A 19,935-nucleotide genomic window follows, 5' to 3' on the forward strand; every position below is an offset into this window, starting at 1 on the left:
TGTGGTTGCTATAATGCCAGGATCTTTGGCATTTTAATAGCTCCCGTTTCGGTAATCGTGTTCAAGTGACGACTTTGCGAGCAATATGATGTTTAAATGGCCCTGGAAAGCAGATGATGAGTCCGGCAACGCAGAGATGCCCTGGGAGCAAGCGCTTGCCATTCCGGTTTTAGCCCACCTTTCGCCCGCTGAGCAACACAAGCTGACGCAGATGGCTGCCCGTTTCTTACAGCAAAAACGTCTGGTGGCGCTTCAGGGGCTGGAGCTGACTCCGTTGCACCAGGCGCGGATAGCTATGCTCTTTTGCCTGCCGGTACTTGAGCTGGGGATTGAGTGGCTGGACGGTTTTCATGAAGTGCTGATCTACCCTGCCCCCTTTGTCGTGGATGATGAATGGGAGGATGATATTGGTCTGGTCCACAACCAGCGGGTGGTGCAGTCGGGGCAAAGCTGGCAGCAGGGTCCCGTAGTGCTGAACTGGCTGGATATTCAGGACTCCTTTGATGCGTCAGGCTTTAACCTTGTGGTGCATGAGGTGGCGCATAAGCTTGATGCGCGGAATGGCGATCGGGCCAGCGGGGTGCCGCTGATCCCACTGCGCGAAGTCGCCGGCTGGGAGCACGATCTCCACGCGGCGATGAACAACATTCAGGATGAGATTGATCTGGTGGGGGAAAGCGCCGCCAGCATTGACGCCTATGCCGCCACCGATCCCGCGGAGTGCTTCGCCGTCCTTTCGGAATATTTTTTCAGCGCGCCTGAACTGTTCGCGCCCCGCTTCCCGGCCCTGTGGCAGCGTTTTTGCCATTTTTACCGCCAGGATCCGCTGGCGCGCAGACGTGAAAATGGCCTGCAGGACGAAGACGAGCGGCGCATTGTTCACTAAAACAACGTGTTGAGCTAAATTTAGCCATTTGAATCAGCAGGTTAATTTTAGTGTTGACACAAAAATGCCGGGCCAGTAGTATGCGCCTCGTTCACACGATTCCTCTGTAGTTCAGTCGGTAGAACGGCGGACTGTTAATCCGTATGTCACTGGTTCGAGTCCAGTCAGAGGAGCCAAATTTAAAAAGCCCGCTCAGGGAAACCTGAGCGGGCTTTTTGCTTTCCGTGAGCCCCACGCCAGCGGGTATAAGCAGCATCGTACCGTTGGTACCGTCCAACGTTCCGTATGCGATCCCCGCAGGTGAAAAGCAGCGCCGCTGCTCCCAACCTTATGGCTACAGACTTTCGATCCGACGGTAACCACTGGGTCTGCCGCTGGGTAGCAGACGATCTCGATCCGGCAGTTACCGCTACAGACAGCGCGGGCTGCCCAACTGGCGGAAAGACCCGTAACGCTTAGGGTAGCCTGGCAATAACCTTAATCTCGAACTTAAATCCATAAAGCCACGTCACGCCAATCCCGGTCAGCGTAGGATAAGGGGCTTCTCCCCAATATTCTGGCAGGATACTCCAGATAGCGTCGAGATTTGACTCAGGATCGACGACAAAGAGGGTAACGTCAACCACGTCCCTAAACGTGCAACCCGCCGCTGCGAGCACAGCATTAAGATTTTTGAACGCCAGCCTGACCTGTGCTTTCAGATCGTGCTCAGGCGAACCATCCTCGTGGCTACCCACCTGCCCCGAAACAAACAAGAAACCATTGGATTTGATGGCCGGTGAATACCGATTGCGCTCATAGAGCGCCTGCCGACCGAGGGGAAAAACGGCTTCGCGTGCTGTCATGTTTGTACCTTTATGCTGGGGCGAATTCAGCCCGGTGAATGTAAAGACACTGTACAACGGCAAGATCGGGCGGATAAACAAGCGACTTTGTCCCTCATTGTTTGTAATATCCAAACAATCAATGAAAGACAGGATAAGAAATGGATCGTTTCGATGCGATGCGCGCCTTTGCTCGGGTGGTGGAGGCAGGGAGCTTCACGAAGGCTGCCCAAACGCTTCATATGAGCAAAACCACGGTGACGCAACTTATTCAGCAACTGGAAGCGCGACTGCGCGTCAAATTGCTCCATCGCACCACCCGCAAGCTTGGGGTGACTCCCGATGGCGCGGTCTACTACGAGCGCGTCATCCGCCTGCTGGCGGACATGGAGGATGCTGAAAACAGCCTGTCCAGTGCGGCGATGACGCCCAGGGGAAGGCTACGGGTGGATGTGCCCAGTCCGTTAGCCCGCCTCATCCTGGTGCCGGCGCTACCGGCTTTCCACGCCCGCTACCCTGATATCCAGTTCGACATGGGCGTGAGCGACCGGAAGGTAGATCTGATCGGCGACAACGTGGATTGCATCCTGCGCGGTGGCGAAATCACCGACCAGTCCCTAATCGCACGCCATGTCGGCGATTTGCCAATCGGCGTCTACGTCGCCCCCCGTTATGTGGAACGCCTTGGCTCTCCCGCACACCCGCGAGAGCTGCAAAATACTGACCATTGCATAGTGGGATTCTTGTCCTCACGCACCAGTAAGATTGATCCTTTGGTACTGCGCAGTGAGAATGAACGTATTGAAATCACGGGCAACTACGTCCTTGCCGTGGATGATGGCAATGCTTACCTCGAAGCTGGGTTAGCTGGCTTAGGCGTGATTGCGCTGCCCAACTATATGGCGGCAGCGCATCAGGCCGGTGGCGCTTTGATTCCATTATTTACACAATGGCGGATTAGCCCAATGCCTCTGTACCTGGCGTTTCCACCGAACCGCCATGTCAACGCCAAGCTGCGCGTTTTTATTGACTGGATCGTTGAAGTGATGCAGCAGCATGTCCCGATTGCCAACAATAAATAACGACATCCCAGCCCCCTGATTCGCTTATCAACGACGATGGGGGTCATTCCCGTTGTTTTGAACGAAAGTGAATAATAGAAATCGTTTTCCCAATTTAAATATTTATAACGAATCCGAGAACTATAATGCGGGATTGCAGTCCTATTCCGAACTTGCTGGAAATATTTCCCTAACACTAGCCTGTTTACCTAACTACAGTATTCATGGGATTACCGATGAGGTACACTTTATATTTAATAGCGTCATTCCCGCATCATTCATTATAATTATAGAAAATTGCATTTAATAAAATAAGGATATTAATTTATGACAAAAGGTATAAAAATTATCATCACCGTAGTTTTCGTGATTCTGGCATTGCTGAGCGGCATGATGAGCTTCATGATCGTCGGGATGGGGGTCAGCGGTAGTGGGTGTGGTCAGGAGTGTTTTGACAATATGGATTCTGCAGCACTCATCAGTATTATATTCTGGATATTGGCTATCATAACGGGGATATTCGCTTTCATGGACAATGGCAGCCAAAAAAAAGATCCTCAGTAACAATATTAAGTCCATAGATATATTTGCAGACTTTATCATCTCCGCCTGAGCCTCTCCTGGCGCCCTCATTAACACGCCATCACCGCCACTGTTGATAAGTTAAGGATCGGTTTCCCGATCCTTATCCCCAACAACGTTGAATGCATCGACAGCACAAGAGCCTTCTTACAATAGCCGTTAATGAGGCTAAACGACCCCCTACAAACTCCCCTGCGCCGCTGTGGCGCTGATATTCACCGGCATGCCGGAGCGGCGCTGCAGGGTTTGCTCGGCCTGCGAAGGACTCACTCCCGGTCCCTGAGTAAATTCGCGCAGCGCCGAGGTCATCGGCAAGGGGACTTTTCTGTCGGATTCAAATTCCGCCCGGTTGCGCGACAGCGGCTCGTGCACCTCCAGCCAGTGGCTGCCATCTGGCTCCACGGTGTACTTCACCGGCTGATCGATCAGCTGGACGCGCGTCCCCACCGGTACGTTATCAAACAGGAATTTAATGTCGTCATTGCGCAGGCGGATGCATCCCTGGCTGACGCGCAGCCCGATGCCAAAGTTGGCATTGGTGCCGTGGATGGCGTACAGCCTGCCGATATAGATCGCATACAGCCCCATCGGATTATCGGGGCCGGGCGGCACCATCGCCGGCAGGGTTTTGCCCTCTTTCGCATATTCACGGCGGGTATTGGCGGTCGGTACCCAGGTGGGCCCTTCCTGCTTGCGCTCTACCGCCGTCACCCAGTTACGCGGCGTTTCGCGTCCCGCCTGACCAATGCCGATTGGCAGGACTTCCACGCTATTGCCCAGCGGCGGGTAATAATAGAGGCGCATCTCGGCGACGTTGATAACGATCCCCTCACGCACGGTGTCAGGCAGGATCAGCTGCTGCGGAATGGTCAGCGTCGAACCGGAGTGCGGCAAATAAACATCGACGCCGGGGTTCGCCTCCAGCATATTGCTCAACCCCTGGCCGTACTGGGCGGCAAAGCTTTCCAGTGGTTGAGTGTTGTTCTCCGGCACGGCAATGGTAAAAGCGCTGCCCACCAGACGGCTCCCCTCCGGCGGCAGCGGATAGCTGACGGCCAGCGCGCTGTGGCTGGCGAACAGCATCAGCGCCGAACAGAGTAATGTCACACGCCGCATCGTCATTTTCCCTTCCTCAGTCGCGACTCTCGTGTGTGAATTATAGCGGCATTTCCTCTCCCCGATCCGCTGGCCAGCATTTTCTTAAATCTGATAGTCGATAGCGGCCTCTTCCGGCTCCATCGCCTGGCGCTTGATCTCATCCAGCGACAGTCCGGCATTGCACAATTCGATAAAGCGCCAGACGTAATTACGCTGCAGCTGACCCCGCTTCAGTCCCAGCCATACGGTATTGGCATCAAACAGATGGCGGGTATCGAGCCGCGTAAAGGTGTCCGCTTCCCGGGCATCCCCGGACTGCTCGGCGACCAGCCCGACGCCCAGCCCCAGCTCGACGTAGGTCTTGATCACATCGGAATCCTGGGCGCTCAGCACAATATCCGGCATCAGCCCTTTGCGGTTGAAGGCCTCATCGATCCGCGAACGGCCGGTGATCCCCTGGCGATAGGTGATTAACGGCCAGCGGGCAATCGCCTCCAGCGTCAGAGGAGACACCTGGGTCAGGGGATGGTCTTTGGGTACCAGCAGGCTGTGATGCCAGCGGAACCAGGGGAAAGCCGCCAGCGTCGGGTCGTTGCTCAGACGCTCGCTGGCGATGCCGATATCCGCCCCGCCGTTATGCAGCAGCGCTTCGATTTCCTGCGGGGTGCCCTGCACCAGCTCGACGCGAACGTCGGAGAACAGCTCGCGGAAAGCTTTAATCACCGGGGGCAGGCTGTAGCGCGCCTGGGTATGGGTGGTGGCGATGGTTAAGACGCCGGAGGCATCGTTAGTGAAGAGATCCGCCAGCCGCCGGACGTTGCTGGCTTCATTGAGGATCCGCTCAGCAATGGATAACAGCGCTTTACCCGGCTCAGTCATGCCTAACAGGCGTTTGCCGCGACGGATAAAGATCTCAATCCCCAGCTCCTCTTCCAGTTCCCGGATATGGCGGCTGACGCCTGACTGCGAGGTATAGAGCATATTCGCGACTTCCGTCAGGTTGTAATCCTGACGGGCCGCCTCACGGATAATTTTCAGTTGCTGGAAGTTCACCCTTTCCTCCGGGCCAATGGACTTAACGTATCTGCTATTGTTAAAGTCTGTTGTCCCGGGTAACAAATAATAAAAACCAGCAACTTATTCCTTAAGAGAATATAGCCTAACTAACCAGCTGCAGTTCGCGGTTCTCCAGCGACGGACGGCTCACCAGAGACAGCAGGATCTCCTTCACCGCCTGCGCCTGCGGCGACAAACCGCCGCGCGCCGACATGTTCAGCGACAGCGACAGGCTCATTGACGGCGTGCTAATCCGCGCCATCCAGCCGTTCGCCGCGCCGCACAGGGAGCGGGCAGCGGATTCCGGCAGGACCGTCGCCCCCATGCCGCTGGCGATGGCCGCGGTCAGGGTGGTAATGGATTCGATCTCGCCGATAATTTTCGCCGACAGACGACGCAGGGTGAACGCCTCAGTGACCCGCGCCCGTACCGCGCTGTAATCCCGCGGCAGGAACAGGTTCATCTCCGCCACCGCCGTGAGGTCCACGCTCTGCCCCGGGCAGTCGCGGGTGCCGACCAGGTAGAGGTCTTCTTTCAGCAGCGGCTGACTGACGATGCCGGCCACCGGCGAACGCTCATACAGCACTGCCATATCCAGCTGGCCCGCCAGCAGCTTGTCATTCAGCGCAGTGCCGCTGCTTTCCTGCAGATAGACCATCACCTCGGGCAGCTCATTACGCACCGTCTGCAGCAACGGCATGGTAATGGCGGAGGCCGCTGTGCCCGGCGCCAGGCCGATCGAGACCTGGCCACGCAGCGTCTGGCCGACGTTATTGACCGCCAGCTGCGCCTGCTCACACTGGCGCAGGATGGTCCGCGCATGGGTATAAAGGATTTTACCGGCTTCCGTTGGCGTGACCCCTCGCTTGGTGCGTATCAGCAGCTGCTGGTCCATTTCACCTTCCAGGGTCGCGACCTGCTGGCTGAGGGCCGGTTGGGCGATGTGCAAGACTTCAGCGGCCTGGGTCAGACTGCCGATATCGACGATTTTCACAAAATATTTCAGTCGTCTTAAGTTCATTTTGCCTCCTGTAAGGAACGCCAGCGTCAACGCTGGAAGTATGATGAAACTGGTTTTGCAATTTGCTTGCCAGCTTTTCATTTCCGCTGCCGTTGCCCGCCACAGGCGGTGTTATAAGGGATAGTGATAGCAATCCGGTTTTTATTTGCCCGGTAAGCAGATTGTGGTATGCCCCATTAGGGGTACATTCGCACTACAACGGTGCAATCTGTTGAAAAAAACAGCGCATGGGCGGGGGTTGCTGAAATTGTCAGCAGTCGAACGCAATTCTTTGAATCAGGCTTTGACAAGGCCGGGTGGCATCGTTAATATGCGCCCCGTTCACACGATTCCTCTGTAGTTCAGTCGGTAGAACGGCGGACTGTTAATCCGTATGTCACTGGTTCGAGTCCAGTCAGAGGAGCCAAATTTAAAAAGCCTGCTTTCGAGCAGGCTTTTTGCTTTTCCGCGCCAGCCGCGCTGCCGGAAGGCGAAGGATCCCCCCTCCGGCGATGGCGCCCCTAGCGCAAGCTCTCTTCCTTCAGGTCTATCTCTCGCAGCACCTCATAAAAGGTGATATCGCTAATGTTGTGGGCGCGACGCAGCCGGAACAGCTCCTGACGCTGGGCGATAATGACCTCTCTTTGCATATATTTCTCCAGCCTGGCGCGCTTAGCCAGCTCCAGCCCGACGTCCTGCCCTTCGTCATTGTCGTTATAGTGCAGCCGCCGCTGGTAGGTTTCCAGCAGCATATTGCCGGCATCAGCCCGCAGGGCCTGCTCAGTCGGATCCTCCACCGGCTCGTCGAGTAGCGCATTCAGCCGGTTGATAGCCACTTCGGTCATGACGGCGCCAATATCGTCTTTGCCGGTGTCATGGGGTAAATCATCGGCAAGATAGCGGGTCATGAACGGCAGACCGATAGCCGCCACCACCAGCGACATCAGGATCACCGCCATTGAGAGAAAGATCAGCAGTTCGCGGCCCGGGAAGGGTGAACCATCCGCCAGCACCGCCGGCAGCGTCAGAATACCGGCGAGCGTCACGGAGCCTTTGACCCCCGCCAGCGCCATGACGGCGAGGATGCTGAATCGCGGACGGACGGTGATGGCTTTGCCCCGGCGTTTGCGGCGAAAAATGGTCAGCGTCATCGACAGCCATACCCAGGCGAAACGCATCAGACCGAGCGCGAGGGTGATGGCCACGGCGTACAGCAGCAGATACCAGGGCGAAGGGACGCCGGCCTGGCTGGCTACCGCAGGCAACGTCCTGAGCATGCGGGGCAACTGCTCGCCCAGCATCAGGAAGATCATCCCGTTGAGGGTAGTCTGCAGCATGGACCACACCGCACTGCTTTTCATGCGCGTCGCGGGTAGCCGAGGCCCCGACAGCTGTTCATAGTGCATCGCAATACCGGCGGCGACGGCAGCAAGAATGCCGGAGACATGGAACGCCTCGGCCAGCAGGTAGGCGGCGAAGGGGATAAGCAGGCTGATCAGGATCTGGATGGCCGGCTCCTCGCGGGTGCGCCGCACCAGAAAGTTATTACATTTGCCGGTGACCCACACCACCACGAGCCCACTGAGGATGCCCCCGAACGCCATCAGGAAAAACTTCATCACCGCCTCTCCCGGGGAGAAGCTGCCGGTCAGCACCGCGGCGATGGCGAAATTAAAAGCGACGAGGCCCGAAGCATCGTTTAACAGCGATTCCCCTTCGAGGATATGCGCCATCCGGGAAGGCAGCGGCGAGCTGGCGGTCATTGCCGATACCGCCACCGGATCGGTGGGTGACAGAATCGCCGCCAGGGCAAACCCCGCCGCCACGGTGATCGCCGGAATAAGCCAGTGAATAAACAGGCCAATGCCGAGGATAGTGACCATCACCAGGCCTATCGCCAGCGACAGAATCGGCTTCATATCGCGGAAAAACGCGTCTTTCGGGATCCGCCAGCCATCAAGGAAAAGCAGAGGCGGGATAAACAACAGCAAAAAGATGTGCGGATCGAAATCGACCTGAAAACCACCGGCGGCCAGCGCGGCGCCCGCGGCGATCTGGATCAGCGGCAGCGGCACTTTAACGGGCAGAAGATGGGAAATGAACACCGTCACCACGATGGCCATCATAAAGACCAGCACAATTGCGATTAGCGACATTCATCCCCTCCTTTGACGGCAATATTCATTCTGTACATCAGACTGTTATTCCTTTTTCGCAGGTGTGGTTTCGGCGGCGGGTTATTTATCCAGACGCCGATAATAAAGGACAGGCTTTCCTGTCTTGCGGGGTTATTATTTAAACTGAGGTGGCAACTGGCGCCCCTTCAGGGGGGACAATGTGTTTTATCATGCCGGAGTTGTCAATCCGCCAGGGTCTGCAAATCATCGCCAGCCCGGCAATATAATCGCTACCATTCATCCTTATCATTCCGTGGCGGCCAGAGAGATATATGGTCAGCGGAATAGTCTCAGCGGATTGATATTCTCTGCAGCAGCCGCGCGGAGAACCACACATTAATAATTGATGATAATCCGCGTCGCCTTCTGCCTCGAAATCCCGCCCTTCTCTGCCATACATAGCTTGCCCCCCACCGGGATTGGGGGTACCCTGACAAACAATTAAACCATACGGTCTAAATGATGAATCCCGCTACCTCCGCCAACCAGAAGCCCCGCCGCGGCCGACCGCCCAAGGCCGATCGCCAGTTTGTCGACACGCGACAGGCGCTGATTCGCTCGGGCCTGGAGGTGCTGACCGAAACGGGCTATCTCGCGGCGGGTATTGATGCGGTGATCAGGAACATCGCCGTGCCGAAGGGGTCGTTTTACCACTGTTTCAAAAGCAAGGAGGCCTTTGGCCTCGCCGTGCTTGCCGCCTATGGCGACTACTTTGCGCATAAATTAGATAAATTCCTGCTGGACGACGCCGTGCCGCCGCTGGAACGGATGGCGGCCTTCGTGCGTGATGCCGGTCAGGGAATGGAGAAATACCAGTTTCGTCGCGGCTGCCTGGTAGGCAACCTGCTACAGGAAGCTCCCCTGTTGCCCGAGGCATTTCCCCAGCGGTTGCAGACCATCCTGGCGGCATGGGAGGCGCGCGTGGCCCGCTGCCTGCACGAGGCGCGGGCTGCCGGGACGATCGCCAGCGACACCTCGCCGGAGGCGCTGGCCCAGGTGTTCTGGATCGGCTGGGAAGGCGCGGTGATGCGCGCCAGGCTGGTCCAGTCCGCCGCTCCCCTTAACCAGTACTGGGATTTCTTTGCGCACACTATGATGACAATAACACCTGCACAGGACGGCGATAGCGCCGATAACTCCCTTCAGACGAGGAATACTCAGTCATGAAAGCATTAGTTCTGGACCAGATTGACAACCGTACCGTGGCCGACGTCAAAGCGATTGACCTGCCCGCCCTCACCGAAGGCGACGTGCGGGTCGCCATCGACTGGTCGAGTCTCAACTATAAAGATGCCCTGGCGATCACCGGCAAAGGCAAAATCATCCGCCAGTTCCCGATGGTGCCGGGGATTGATTTTGCCGGCCGGGTAAGTGAAAGCCGCGATCCGCGCTTTGTTCCCGGCCAGGACGTGATCCTCACCGGCTGGGGCGTGGGCGAAAACCACTGGGGCGGCCTGGCCACCGAAGCCTGTGTCAAAGGCGACTGGCTGGTTGCCCTGCCGGAGGCGCTCAGCGCGCGCCAGGCGATGATCATCGGCACCGCCGGCTTCACCGCGATGCTGTGCGTCGATGCCCTCGTCAGCGCGGGCATCACCCCGGAAAGCGGTGATATCCTGGTCACCGGCGCCAGCGGCGGGGTCGGCAGCACCGCGGTGGTCCTGCTGAAAGCGCTCGGCTACCGGGTGACGGCCGTATCGGGCCGCGAGTCGACGCACGACTACCTTCGCCAGCTCGGGGCCGACGCCATCCTGCCGCGCAGCGACTTTGCAGAGACCCGCCCGCTGGAGAAACAGCTGTGGGCGGGCGCGGTGGATACCGTTGGCGGCACGATGCTGGCCAAAGTGCTGGCGCAAACGCACTATCGCGGCTGCGTCGCCGCCTGCGGTCTGGCCGGGGGCTTCGATCTGCCAACCACCGTGATGCCGTTTATTCTGCGCAATGTGCGTCTGCAGGGGGTGGATTCGGTGATGGTGCCCACCGCAGAACGCGACGCGGTGTGGCAGCGTCTGGCCCAGCTGTTGCCGGAAAGCTACTATCAACAAGCAGCCACCGAAATCACGCTGGAGCAGGCGCCAGCGTATGCCGCAGATTTCCTCAGCAACAATATTCATGGCCGCACGCTGGTCAACATCGGCCAGTAATCCTCTCCTCCCGGCGCCCCACGGCGCCGGTCCCCGGGGCGATCCTGACATATCATTTCCTTCCCCACGGGATTATGATGACGCGAACGAATGGCTTTGCGAGTGGTAAAGAACGTAAATGGATGTCATAAGCATCATTATGGCGGCGGGCAAATCGTCCGTTGACGTCGCGCTGTATACGCTGTTGCCGATCATGGTGATCATGCTGATTATCATGAAATATCTGGAGGTCCGCGGCATCCTCGATGTGATTGTGCGCTGGGTTGCGCCATTGCTGAAGCCCTTCGGCTTAACCGGGATGAGCGCCTTCGCCCTGATCCAGATTAACTTTGTCAGCTTCGCCGCCCCGCTGGCCACGCTGTCGATTATGGACAAACGCGGCGTTTCTGACCGGCAAATGGCCGCCACCCTGGCCATGGTCTTCGCCATGGGGCAAGGCAACGTCTTTTATCCCCTCACCCCTTTCGGCCTGCACTGGCTGGCCTCGATCGTTATCTCAGTGGTCGGCGGCCTGTGCGCGGCGGCGGTCGCCTGGCACGTCACCGGACGGCGCTTATCGGTCGCCGAGAACCCTCGCGCGGAAGCGCTGCCCAACGCCGAGCAGAACAGTCAGGGCATTCTGGCGGTGATCAACAGCGCCGGCTCCGACGCCATCCGCCTGGCGCTCGGCGCGGTGCCGATGCTGATCCTGTCGTTAACCATCGTCGGACTGCTGCAGGGCGCTGGCGTCATCGACCTGCTGCAGCAGCTGCTGAAACCGGTGCTCGGCTGGCTGCATATTCCGCAGAACTTTGTGCTGCCGGCGCTGGTGAAGTGCGTCGCCGGGGGTACTGCTTATTTTGGCGTCATTTCCGAGCTGATCCAGCAGGGCAAAGTCACCGTCAGCCAGGTCAACGCCTCGGCAGGCCTGCTGATCCAAACCTTCGATCTGCCCGGAATCGGTATTTTCCTCGGCATCAGCTCACGGTTTGTCCGCCTGTTTCGCTTCGTGGCTCCCGCGGCGATCGTCGGCATTCTGCTGCGCACCGTCCTGCACCTGATCCTCTTTTAACGCCTCCGCGCTGGCCTGCGCCTTCAGGCAGGCCATCACTGCCGCCTGCTCGCCGCAGGCGATATGCTCATCGACGCGCGCCAGCATCCACGGAAAGAAAGGATTGGAGGTGACGCGCATTAACGTCTCCAGCCCCACGCTCAGCGTCCCGGTCTCCCCGCGCAGTGAAATGGTGCCCAGGCTAATGCCGTAGCGGTTCTTCTCGTCCGGCTCGCGACCATACAGCGAGTCGCTCAGGGGAAACGGCACTGCCACATGCGACAGGGAGTACATATCCGCCGGCCAGGCAAGGTGTAAGGGATAACGATGCTCTTCGCGTTCCTGCGCCAGCGTGGTACGGGCGATGGTCTGCAGCGTGTGCGCCGTCGCGTTGGTCACCACCGTCGTGGTATAGGCCCGCGGCGCCGGCGGCAACAGCGTATTCACCGCCGCATAGAGCGCGGGACGGAACAGGACCCGGAGATCCGCCGCCTGATTTATGTCGAACACCACCAGCTCGCTGCCGTTGTCCGGCAGGTAGCGATACAGGGACTCTACCACCGCCCGGGTGCTGACGGTGGAATCCATTACCGACTGAAAGGTGAGGACCGGCGGCAGCGCTTTCAGCGCCCCCTGACGGGACGCGCGAATGATCTGCTGCTGCAGCGCCTGGCTCAACAGCCAGGACTGTCTCGCCGCTTTTACCGGAAACGAGTTGTACTTGAACGGATTAAACTCAGGCGCCACGTTCAGCCAGGCCGCGCGGGCAAACGCCGGGAAGATGGACGGCAGCCCGGCGAGACCGGCAAAACGGGCAAACGCCGTCACGCCGATCATCGGCGACAGCAGGATAATCTGCTGCGGCTGGCGCAAGTGGCTGTCCTCCAGGCTATCGAGGGCATACTTCAGCGCCAGCGCGCCGCCGTTAGAGTAGCCGACCAGATGCAGCGGCACGTCCGCCCCGGCCAGGCGCGTCGCTTCCCGCACCGCCAAACGCGTTGCCGCCAGCCAGGTCTCCCAGTCAACGGCGGTTAACGCCCCCGGCGCGGTGCCGTGGCCCGGCAAACGCGGCGCCACCGCCACATAGCCCCGCTGCCGCCAGAGTTGCGCCAGATAGCGCACGCTGTAGGGCGAATCGGTCAGGCCATGGAGCAGCACCACGCTGCCGCGCGGCTTGCCCTGCGGCAACAGTATAAAAGAACGGTTCCAGTCCTGCGTAAACTGTCCCGGCCAGACGCGGCTGTGGCGATAAAAACGGTTGACGGGGGTTTTATCTTCCTCCGGTAAAGCATCCGTCACCTCGCGCTGGAGATCGGCGAAAATGGTCTTCTCCCGCGCCAGATATTGGGCAAAGGTCGCCTGGTCGATCTCTTTGGCCGCCATCTCATTGCCGCGCCAGGTATGCCAGCGATGCAGCGCCGGGCCGCGCTGCGACTCATAGATCCGTCCGGCGAGAAACACCACCAGCAGCGCCAGCACCGCAATGCTCCCTTTTTTCAGCAGTGAGCCGATAACGGCGCCCGACGTTCGCCAGTGTCGTAATAGATGCTTCATAACGCTCTCTCTGATATTTATCGCGTAGCCGAACGCGTTCTGCCCTATTCCTGACAGGCGCTTCTCACGGTCTGCTTTTCAGCATAGTCATCGCTTCCGGCAAATTAAACCCGGCAGATCATTCCCTGCCGGCGAAAAAAAACCTACCGCTGAGATCAACGTTTGGTAGCCTGTTTTTAAACACTGCATAAACCAGCGGGATAATCTTATTGTCAGATTTTTAAGAAACATGAATTATCGGCGGATGTGTCACCAGGAGAGGAAAAAAACAGATGGAGTGGTGGGTAAAAAAAGTCCAGGATAATTCTCCGTCCAGCCCCTGCCGCGTCGTGCTCCAGAGCGGCGCACTGGAGATGATCGCTGAGATTGAAGCCTGTCGCCTCCGCCTGCGGGAAGGGGATAAACTCACACCGCTGGCCGATGCGCGCTATTGTCTGAATAATAATCCGACGCAAACATTGAAGATCCGCAACGCCAGCCATTATAGCAGCGCGCGCTGGGCAAACGCCGGCAAATAAATCGAGTCCGGCCCCTGTGCCGGTATTGATCTGAGTATCTTCGCAACTGGCAGATAAATTCCCCTTCGCCCTTTTCCTGCTGTGACATACTATCGGGAATGTCAGCAGACCTGAAACAAGGAGCGAATCATGAATAACAAGGCCGCCAGTCTGACCCCGGAACAAGCGCTTGCCGAGCTGGAAGCGCGTTATGAAGCCTCGGTCACGGCGTTGCGCAAAGCCATCGGCGACTATATTGACCATCATACGCTCCCTGATACCGAAGCCCGCGCGGAAGGCCTTTTTGTCTATCCGCAGCTGTCGGTCTCCTGGGACGGCGCCGATCATAAAGCCCTTAAAACGCGCGCCTGGGGACGTTTCACCCATGCCGGGTGCTATACCACCACTATCACCAACCCGAAACTGTTCCGCCACTATTTACTCGAACAGCTGACCCTGCTGTATCAGGACTATGGCGCCCATATTAGCGTCGAGCTGTCGCAGCATGAAATCCCCTACCCTTACGTGATAGACGGTTCCACCCTGACCCTTGACCGTTCGATGAGCGCCGGTCTGACGCGCTATTTCCCCACCACCGAGCTGTCGCAGATTGGCGATGAAACCGCGGACGGCCTGTTCCATCCTACCGAGTTCTATCCGCTGTCGCACTTTGACGCCCGCCGCGTCGATTTTTCGCTGGCGCGTCTGCGGCACTATACCGGCACCCCGGCGGAACACTTCCAGCCCTATGTGCTGTTCACCAACTATACCCGCTACGTGGATGAGTTTGTCAGCTGGGGCTGCAGCCAGATCCTCGATCCTGACAGCCCCTATATCGCCCTCTCCTGCGCCGGCGGGATCTGGATCACCGCCGAAACCGAAGCGCCGGAGCAGGCCATTTCCGATCTGGCGTGGAAGAAGCACCAGATGCCAGCCTGGCATCTGATCACCCACGATGGCAAAGGGATCACCCTGATTAACATTGGCGTCGGCCCGGCCAACGCCAAAACCATCTGCGACCACCTGGCGGTGCTGCGCCCGGATGTCTGGCTGATGATCGGCCACTGCGGCGGCCTGCGTGAAAGCCAGGCCATCGGCGACTATGTGCTGGCCCACGCCTATCTGCGCGACGACCATGTACTGGATGCGGTGCTACCGCCGGATATTCCCATCCCCAGCATTGCCGAAGTGCAGCGCGCCCTGTACGACGCCACCAAGCAGGTGAGCGGGATGCCGGGCGAGGAAGTGAAGCAGCGGCTGCGTACCGGGACGGTGGTCACCACCGACGACCGTAACTGGGAGCTGCGCTATTCCGCTTCCGCGCTGCGCTTTAATCTCAGCCGCGCGGTGGCTATCGATATGGAGAGCGCGACCATCGCCGCCCAGGGCTATCGCTTCCGCGTCCCCTACGGCACGCTGCTCTGCGTCTCGGACAAGCCGCTGCACGGTGAGATCAAGCTCCCCGGTCAGGCCAACCGCTTTTATGAGGGGGCCATCTCTGAGCATCTGCAGATCGGCATTCGGGCCATCGACCTGCTGCGCGCCGAGGGGGATCACATGCACTCGCGTAAGCTACGCACCTTCAACGAACCGCCGTTCCGCTAACCGGCAACGGGGAAAGAGAGAGGAAAACGCTGGCGTTACCCGCAGGGGAGCGTCAGTGGCCGGGTGAGCGACACAAACGTCCCGGCGGTGGCTGCGGATGTTGAGTCCGCAAGGAAACGGACAGACAGAAAAGCAAAAAGCCTGCTCGAAAGCAGGCTTTTTTAAATTTGGCTCCTCTGACTGGACTCGAACCAGTGACATACGGATTAACAGTCCGCCGTTCTACCGACTGAACTACAGAGGAATCGTGTGAACGGGGCGCATATTAACGATGACGCCGGACGCTGTAAAGCCTGTTTTTAATAAAATGAATCGTTTGCCGAATTATTCCTCACTTTGCGCAAAAAATGGCGTTTATCCGGCAAACGGATCAGGTATCCGGCGTTGAGGCCTTCACCCGCGGGTACTTCCACAGCCATCGGCCGCTCACCATGCGGAAGTAAAACAGCACGCCGCGCACTGCCCAGTCAAGCACCATCCCTAACCAGACGCCGATCACGCCCATCCCCAGCACGATACCCAGCGTATAGCCCGCCACCACCCGGCAGCCCCACATGCCGAGCATCGACACCCACATGGTATAGCGTACGTCACGGGCGCCTTTGAAGGCGCAGGGTAAAGTCCACGACAGCGACCAGATCGGCATAAACAGGGCGTTGAGCCACAGCAGCTGCTTCACCACCTCTTTTACGTCTTCTTCATGGGTATAGAACGAGGCGATAAAGCCCGCGAACGGGGCGCTGCCCCAGGCAATCAGCGTCAGAATAATGGTCGACAGCCAGAACACATGCCAGGCCTGGAATTCCGCCTGGCCAATCTGCCCTTTCCCCAGCCGCTTGCCGGTAATGATCGTCGAGGCGGAGCCGAGGGCGTTGCCCGGCAGGTTAATCAGCGAGGCCACCGAAAAAGCAATGAAATTGCCGGCGATAACGTTGGTGCCCATCCCGGCGACAAACATCTGGGTCAGCAGCTTACCGCCATTGAACAGAACCGATTCGATACTGGCCGGGATGCCGATCCCCATCACCTCCCAGATAATGGCGAAGTTAAAGGGTTTGAAGTAGCCCTTCAGCGACAGCCGCAGCGCGGGATTGAGGCCCACCATCAGCACCCAGATAGTGGCGATGGCGCCAATATAGCGGGCAATGGTCAGCCCGAGACCGGCGCCGACAAAGCCCAGCCCCGGCCAGGAGAAGAGGCCATAGATGAGCACGCTGCTGATTAGGATATTGAGGATGTTCATCCCGCCGTTGATCAACAGCGGGATTTTGGTGGTCCCGGCGCCGCGCAGCGCCCCGCTGCCGATTAGCGCAATCGCCGCCGCCGGATAGCTCAGCACCGTCAGCTCGAGATAGGTCAGCGCCAGGTCCTTCACCTGCGGGGTGGCATCGCCGGCGACAAAATTAATAATCTCCTGACCAAAAGCGTGGATCACTCCCGCCAGCACAATAGAAAACAGGGTCATAATGGCCAGCGACTGGCGCGCGGCCGCTCTCGCCCGCCGCCGATCTCGCTTGCCGAGGCTAAAAGCCACCACCACCGTGGTACCCAGATCGATAGCGGCAAAAAACGACATGATCACCATGTTAAAGCTATCGGCCAGGCCCACCCCGGCCATGGCCTCTTTGCCCAGCCAGCTGACAAGGAAGGTGCTCAACACCCCCATCAACAGCACACAGGCATTTTCCAGCAGAATGGGCACAGCGAGGGGGCTGATTTCGCGCCAGTACAGCACACGATAACGCTGACGTTTTTTAAACCAGGATGTCCGTTCGACGGCCTGGCGTACGGCGGAGGTGACGTTCAAGAGAGACCTTAGTGAGAGATGTTGAAACAACATTTCAAATGATGATCGAGAAATGGATATCCTGCAAAGTATTTTTCCGTAATCATTGTCGGAAATGACAACAAATTGTTGATGGAAGCGGCAGTTGCACCTGAACGGGCGAATTGATGTTTGACAAAAGATTTTTCGCCGCTAAGATACGACTCCACACGATTCCTCTGTAGTTCAGTCGGTAGAACGGCGGACTGTTAATCCGTATGTCACTGGTTCGAGTCCAGTCAGAGGAGCCAAATTTAAAAAGCCTGCTTTCGAGCAGGCTTTTTGCTTTCTTGCGTCTCTGGCGTTAACTCAGAATCGCACCCAGCCTGGCAAACACCTCATTGACAACGGCGTCAGGGCCGCCGCCCTACGCCCCAGGTATCCTCCGTGAACGCGCCACCGCTCAGCCTGAAAAAGCGCCTGGCGGTAGGATGATTTTGCTGCCGCTTGCGGGTGAGATAGCGTGGATAAATCACTCTGTCCCATGTCTTTTAAGGAGGCGCCATGAACCTCAGACAACAGCAGCAGCAGGCGTTCGATCGCAGCGGAGAACCTCTTATCGTCGGCGACGTCAATCAATGTCCACTGCCGCCGGAGACCCTCGCCGCGCTGGCTGCGGATTCACCCTATGTGGTGCAGGTATACGGTTCGGGGCTGACCGGCGAGGTTTACCGGCTGCGCATCGCCGGCAAGGAGTACAATTTAAAGAAACGACGCGCCGTCGCCGGCGTTGCCAACCTTAACGGCCAGCTGTCGTTTTTAAACGAGGTACAGCGCCGGCAGGCGCTGCAACGGCTGAAGGATGACCCAAATACCGCGCCGCGCTTCACCCACATCGTCCCGACGCTGTATGCCGATTATCGCCTCGGCATCCTCCTCTCCCCCTGGATCGATGGCGAGCCGATTCACCAGTTGACCCCGCCGCTGATCGCTCAGCTGTTCACCACGCTGGAAGCCTGTGAGGAGCAGGGGCTGATGGAGTGGGATCTCTGTAGCGGGAACCTGCTGGTGGACCGGGAGGAGCAGCTGTGGCTGTTCGATTTTGGCTATATGTATCCCTTCGACCCGCTGAGAGAATTCAACAGCAACGGTCTGGCCGATCCCCTGTTTCACTTTGTCGAGCGCTTTGAGACCCGCTTCTTTTTTAGCTGGCTGATGACCCGGGTGCCCGATACCGAACAGCAGCTGGCGCAGTATCGCGAGATGAAGCGGCTGGCGGTCGAAAGCTACCGGCGCAAGCTGGTCTGGCTTCGCGCCCGGCGGGCATCCCCGCAGGTGCAGGCTCATTTTCAGCAGATAACGGCGCGCTGGGAGACGGCGCTGGCGGACCCTGCCGCGCTGAGCCGGTTATTTGCCCTGGAGGCCTTCCGCTCACACGTGCTGGATATTGAAGACGACCTGCATGGCCAGTCCTGCACCTTGCTCACCCTGCAACGTATCGACTGGGTGATAGGCCAGCTGGAACAGCATTATCACTTTATCGCCGATCAGGGCGGCCTGTTTTATGACAACGCCGGGAAATCGCAGCAGGCGCTGCTCGGTGACTATGCGCAGAAGCGGCAGCAGGCGCAGGAGTACCTGCTGAATGCCGCCGCCGCAAAGGATTAACGGCGCTCGCGCCCCTGTTTCTGCTTCGCCTGATACATCAGGCGGTCGGCAGTGGCCACCAGCGCGTTGAGACTGGGGTGGCTGGCGGGATCGTACTCCACGCAGCCCCAGGAGAACGCCAGCTGCCAGGGGTGAGCCGCCTGCTGGTTGAAACGCGCTACGTTGTGGCTGAGCGTCTCCATCGCCGCCGCGGCATCGTGGCGGCTGGTATTGGCGAACAGAATAATAAACTCATCGCCTCCCTGCCTGGCGAGGATATCGGATTCACGGAAGGCGGCTTTCATCAAATCGGCGATGGCGATCAGCGCGCGATCGCCCTCTTCATGCCCCCAGGTATCGTTGATGTGCTTAAAGCGATCGAGGTCGACAAACGCCAGGCTGACCGGCTCATGACGGCGCTGGGCCGTCAGCAGGGCATACTCGGCCAGGGTGAGGAATCCCCGGCGGTTAAACAGTCCCGTCAGCTCATCAGAGGTTGCCGCATCCAGCACCTTGAACTCATCCTCCACGATCGCCGCCAGATCGCTTAAGATCTGCATTTCATGCGCGGAAAACGAACGCGGCTGATGATCCATCAGACAAAATGACCCCACCGTCGCGCCATCCGGCAGCTGCACCGGGTACCCGGCGTAAAAGCGGATAAACGGCGCCTGGATCACCAGCGGGTTGTCGTGAAAACGCTCGTCCTGCTGCATGTCGTTAACGATAAGCGGGTCGGTTTGCAAAATGGTATGGGCGCAAAATGAAATGTCTCTCGGCACCGTGTCCACATCCAGACCGGCACAGGATTTGATATGCAGCAGATCTTCCCCTACCAGGCTGATGGACGCCACCGGCAGGTTATACAGCGAACGGGCAAGCCTGGTCAGGCGATCAAAGCGTTCTTCTTTTCCGCTATTCAACAGCCCGGAAGAGCGAAGCGATTGCAGGCGACGCTGCTCGTCGGGATGAAGTCCGGCTAATTTCATTGTCTCTCTCTTGTCTCTTGCGC

At 58.4% G+C, this 19,935-nt stretch carries 18 protein-coding genes, 4 tRNA genes and 1 pseudogene; 12 read left to right on the forward strand and 11 right to left on the reverse strand.

Going from position 1 to position 19,935, the window contains the following annotated elements:
• The first annotated feature begins 85 nt into the window (after positions 1–85).
• Complete coding sequence (gene mtfA, locus AC6CWS_RS15335) at positions 86–886, forward strand: DgsA anti-repressor MtfA (protein ID WP_072096628.1); 801 nt, start codon at positions 86–88, stop codon at positions 884–886.
• A gap of 100 nt (positions 887–986) precedes the next feature.
• Positions 987–1,062 (forward strand) — tRNA-Asn (locus AC6CWS_RS15340).
• 279 nt (positions 1,063–1,341) lie between these two features.
• On the opposite strand, the gene AC6CWS_RS15345 is transcribed toward AC6CWS_RS15340, so the two are convergent.
• Positions 1,342–1,731, reverse strand: a complete 390-nt coding sequence (locus AC6CWS_RS15345; RefSeq protein ID WP_101978053.1) for a RidA family protein — start codon at positions 1,729–1,731, stop codon at positions 1,342–1,344.
• Between the two features lie 140 nt (positions 1,732–1,871).
• Between AC6CWS_RS15345 and AC6CWS_RS15350 the strand changes: the two genes are divergently transcribed.
• Both AC6CWS_RS15350 and AC6CWS_RS15355 read left to right on the forward strand, forming a co-directional pair.
• Entirely contained in the window at positions 1,872–2,792 is a 921-nt protein-coding gene (locus AC6CWS_RS15350) for a LysR family transcriptional regulator (RefSeq protein ID WP_101978052.1), read from the forward strand.
• A 306-nt stretch (positions 2,793–3,098) separates the two neighbouring features.
• A complete protein-coding gene (locus AC6CWS_RS15355; protein ID WP_048297836.1) occupies positions 3,099–3,335 on the forward strand; it encodes a hypothetical protein in 237 nt (78 codons plus the stop codon).
• Positions 3,336–3,533: 198 nt separating this feature from the next.
• Here the strand turns inward: AC6CWS_RS15355 and ldtA are convergent, their stop codons facing one another.
• The 3 genes from ldtA to nac all read right to left on the reverse strand — a co-directional run bounded on the left by ldtA (position 3,534) and on the right by nac (position 6,528).
• Positions 3,534–4,475, reverse strand: a complete 942-nt coding sequence (ldtA, locus tag AC6CWS_RS15360; RefSeq protein WP_023290298.1) for a L,D-transpeptidase — start codon at positions 4,473–4,475, stop codon at positions 3,534–3,536.
• Between the two features lie 78 nt (positions 4,476–4,553).
• Positions 4,554–5,504 carry an HTH-type transcriptional regulator Cbl gene (gene cbl / locus AC6CWS_RS15365; RefSeq protein WP_004180456.1) on the reverse strand — a complete coding sequence of 317 codons (951 nt, stop codon included), beginning with the start codon at positions 5,502–5,504 and terminating at the stop codon, positions 4,554–4,556.
• 106 nt (positions 5,505–5,610) lie between these two features.
• Positions 5,611–6,528, reverse strand: coding sequence for a nitrogen assimilation transcriptional regulator NAC (gene nac, locus AC6CWS_RS15370; protein ID WP_004203498.1), 918 nt, complete (start codon positions 6,526–6,528; stop codon positions 5,611–5,613).
• A 330-nt stretch (positions 6,529–6,858) separates the two neighbouring features.
• Here nac and AC6CWS_RS15375 point away from each other — a divergent pair.
• Positions 6,859–6,934: transfer RNA gene (locus tag AC6CWS_RS15375), tRNA-Asn, on the forward strand.
• A gap of 94 nt (positions 6,935–7,028) precedes the next feature.
• Here AC6CWS_RS15375 and AC6CWS_RS15380 read toward each other — a convergent pair.
• Positions 7,029–8,663, reverse strand: coding sequence for a Na+/H+ antiporter (locus AC6CWS_RS15380; RefSeq protein ID WP_023290300.1), 1,635 nt, complete (start codon positions 8,661–8,663; stop codon positions 7,029–7,031).
• Between the two features lie 139 nt (positions 8,664–8,802).
• A complete protein-coding gene (locus AC6CWS_RS15385) occupies positions 8,803–9,084 on the reverse strand; it encodes a hypothetical protein (RefSeq protein ID WP_130941700.1) in 282 nt (93 codons plus the stop codon).
• Between the two features lie 62 nt (positions 9,085–9,146).
• Between AC6CWS_RS15385 and acuR the strand changes: the two genes are divergently transcribed.
• The 3 genes from acuR (at position 9,147) to AC6CWS_RS15400 (ending at position 11,876) form a co-directional block, all read left to right on the forward strand.
• A complete protein-coding gene (gene acuR / locus AC6CWS_RS15390; protein ID WP_065881036.1) occupies positions 9,147–9,851 on the forward strand; it encodes an acrylate utilization transcriptional regulator AcuR in 705 nt (234 codons plus the stop codon).
• Positions 9,848–10,825, forward strand: a complete 978-nt coding sequence (gene acuI / locus AC6CWS_RS15395; RefSeq protein ID WP_032453417.1) for an acrylyl-CoA reductase (NADPH) — start codon at positions 9,848–9,850, stop codon at positions 10,823–10,825. Before acuR ends, acuI begins: the two co-directional genes overlap by 4 nt.
• Positions 10,826–10,943: 118 nt before the next feature.
• Positions 10,944–11,876 (forward strand): nucleoside recognition domain-containing protein, encoded by a 933-nt coding sequence (locus tag AC6CWS_RS15400; protein WP_048336040.1) that lies wholly within the window; start codon positions 10,944–10,946, stop codon positions 11,874–11,876.
• Here AC6CWS_RS15400 and AC6CWS_RS15405 read toward each other — a convergent pair.
• Complete coding sequence (locus tag AC6CWS_RS15405; RefSeq protein ID WP_130941701.1) at positions 11,787–13,409, reverse strand: alpha/beta hydrolase; 1,623 nt, start codon at positions 13,407–13,409, stop codon at positions 11,787–11,789. The two genes, AC6CWS_RS15400 and AC6CWS_RS15405, sit on opposite strands and share 90 nt — an antisense overlap.
• A 272-nt stretch (positions 13,410–13,681) precedes the next feature.
• Between AC6CWS_RS15405 and pmrD the strand changes: the two genes are divergently transcribed.
• Together pmrD and AC6CWS_RS15415 are read left to right on the forward strand one after the other, a co-directional pair.
• The gene (gene pmrD / locus AC6CWS_RS15410; protein ID WP_032453423.1) at positions 13,682–13,927 is read left to right on the forward strand and encodes a signal transduction protein PmrD; all 246 of its coding nucleotides are present in this window, start codon (positions 13,682–13,684) and stop codon (positions 13,925–13,927) included.
• A 129-nt stretch (positions 13,928–14,056) separates the two neighbouring features.
• A complete protein-coding gene (locus tag AC6CWS_RS15415) occupies positions 14,057–15,511 on the forward strand; it encodes an AMP nucleosidase (protein WP_023290306.1) in 1,455 nt (484 codons plus the stop codon).
• Between the two features lie 168 nt (positions 15,512–15,679).
• Here AC6CWS_RS15415 and AC6CWS_RS15420 read toward each other — a convergent pair.
• The 3 genes and pseudogenes from AC6CWS_RS15420 to AC6CWS_RS15430 form a co-directional block, all read right to left on the reverse strand.
• Positions 15,680–15,755 (reverse strand) — tRNA-Asn (locus AC6CWS_RS15420).
• Between the two features lie 126 nt (positions 15,756–15,881).
• Complete coding sequence (locus AC6CWS_RS15425) at positions 15,882–17,318, reverse strand: EmmdR/YeeO family multidrug/toxin efflux MATE transporter (RefSeq protein ID WP_165454444.1); 1,437 nt, start codon at positions 17,316–17,318, stop codon at positions 15,882–15,884.
• A gap of 83 nt (positions 17,319–17,401) precedes the next feature.
• A pseudogene (locus AC6CWS_RS15430) lies at positions 17,402–17,506 on the reverse strand (DUF5951 family protein); the annotation flags it as partial.
• A gap of 5 nt (positions 17,507–17,511) precedes the next feature.
• Between AC6CWS_RS15430 and AC6CWS_RS15435 the strand changes: the two are divergent.
• Both AC6CWS_RS15435 and AC6CWS_RS15440 read left to right on the forward strand, forming a co-directional pair.
• A tRNA-Asn gene (locus AC6CWS_RS15435) sits at positions 17,512–17,587 on the forward strand.
• A 253-nt stretch (positions 17,588–17,840) separates the two neighbouring features.
• The gene (locus AC6CWS_RS15440; protein ID WP_130941703.1) at positions 17,841–18,944 is read left to right on the forward strand and encodes an AarF/UbiB family protein; all 1,104 of its coding nucleotides are present in this window, start codon (positions 17,841–17,843) and stop codon (positions 18,942–18,944) included.
• Here AC6CWS_RS15440 and AC6CWS_RS15445 read toward each other — a convergent pair.
• Positions 18,941–19,912, reverse strand: coding sequence for a sensor domain-containing diguanylate cyclase (locus AC6CWS_RS15445; protein WP_023290317.1), 972 nt, complete (start codon positions 19,910–19,912; stop codon positions 18,941–18,943). The two genes, AC6CWS_RS15440 and AC6CWS_RS15445, sit on opposite strands and share 4 nt — an antisense overlap.
• Positions 19,913–19,935: the final 23 nt, after the last annotated feature.

The sequence above is a fragment of the Klebsiella sp. M041 genome, assembly GCF_059759695.1.

What these genes read in the sequence shown, in the direction of transcription:
- mtfA (WP_072096628.1), top strand. Translation starts at nt 86, where the DNA reads ATGATGTTTAAATGGCCCTGGAAAGCAGATGATGAGTCCGGCAACGCA.
- AC6CWS_RS15345 (WP_101978053.1), bottom strand. Translation starts at nt 1,731, where the DNA reads ATGACAGCACGCGAAGCCGTTTTTCCCCTCGGTCGGCAGGCGCTCTAT.
- AC6CWS_RS15350 (WP_101978052.1), top strand. Translation starts at nt 1,872, where the DNA reads ATGGATCGTTTCGATGCGATGCGCGCCTTTGCTCGGGTGGTGGAGGCA.
- AC6CWS_RS15355 (WP_048297836.1), top strand. Translation starts at nt 3,099, where the DNA reads ATGACAAAAGGTATAAAAATTATCATCACCGTAGTTTTCGTGATTCTG.
- ldtA (WP_023290298.1), bottom strand. Translation starts at nt 4,475, where the DNA reads ATGACGATGCGGCGTGTGACATTACTCTGTTCGGCGCTGATGCTGTTC.
- nac (WP_004203498.1), bottom strand. Translation starts at nt 6,528, where the DNA reads ATGAACTTAAGACGACTGAAATATTTTGTGAAAATCGTCGATATCGGC.
- AC6CWS_RS15380 (WP_023290300.1), bottom strand. Translation starts at nt 8,663, where the DNA reads ATGTCGCTAATCGCAATTGTGCTGGTCTTTATGATGGCCATCGTGGTG.
- AC6CWS_RS15385 (WP_130941700.1), bottom strand. Translation starts at nt 9,084, where the DNA reads ATGTATGGCAGAGAAGGGCGGGATTTCGAGGCAGAAGGCGACGCGGAT.
- acuR (WP_065881036.1), top strand. Translation starts at nt 9,147, where the DNA reads ATGAATCCCGCTACCTCCGCCAACCAGAAGCCCCGCCGCGGCCGACCG.
- acuI (WP_032453417.1), top strand. Translation starts at nt 9,848, where the DNA reads ATGAAAGCATTAGTTCTGGACCAGATTGACAACCGTACCGTGGCCGAC.
- AC6CWS_RS15400 (WP_048336040.1), top strand. Translation starts at nt 10,944, where the DNA reads ATGGATGTCATAAGCATCATTATGGCGGCGGGCAAATCGTCCGTTGAC.
- AC6CWS_RS15405 (WP_130941701.1), bottom strand. Translation starts at nt 13,409, where the DNA reads ATGAAGCATCTATTACGACACTGGCGAACGTCGGGCGCCGTTATCGGC.
- pmrD (WP_032453423.1), top strand. Translation starts at nt 13,682, where the DNA reads ATGGAGTGGTGGGTAAAAAAAGTCCAGGATAATTCTCCGTCCAGCCCC.
- AC6CWS_RS15415 (WP_023290306.1), top strand. Translation starts at nt 14,057, where the DNA reads ATGAATAACAAGGCCGCCAGTCTGACCCCGGAACAAGCGCTTGCCGAG.
- AC6CWS_RS15440 (WP_130941703.1), top strand. Translation starts at nt 17,841, where the DNA reads ATGAACCTCAGACAACAGCAGCAGCAGGCGTTCGATCGCAGCGGAGAA.
- AC6CWS_RS15445 (WP_023290317.1), bottom strand. Translation starts at nt 19,912, where the DNA reads ATGAAATTAGCCGGACTTCATCCCGACGAGCAGCGTCGCCTGCAATCG.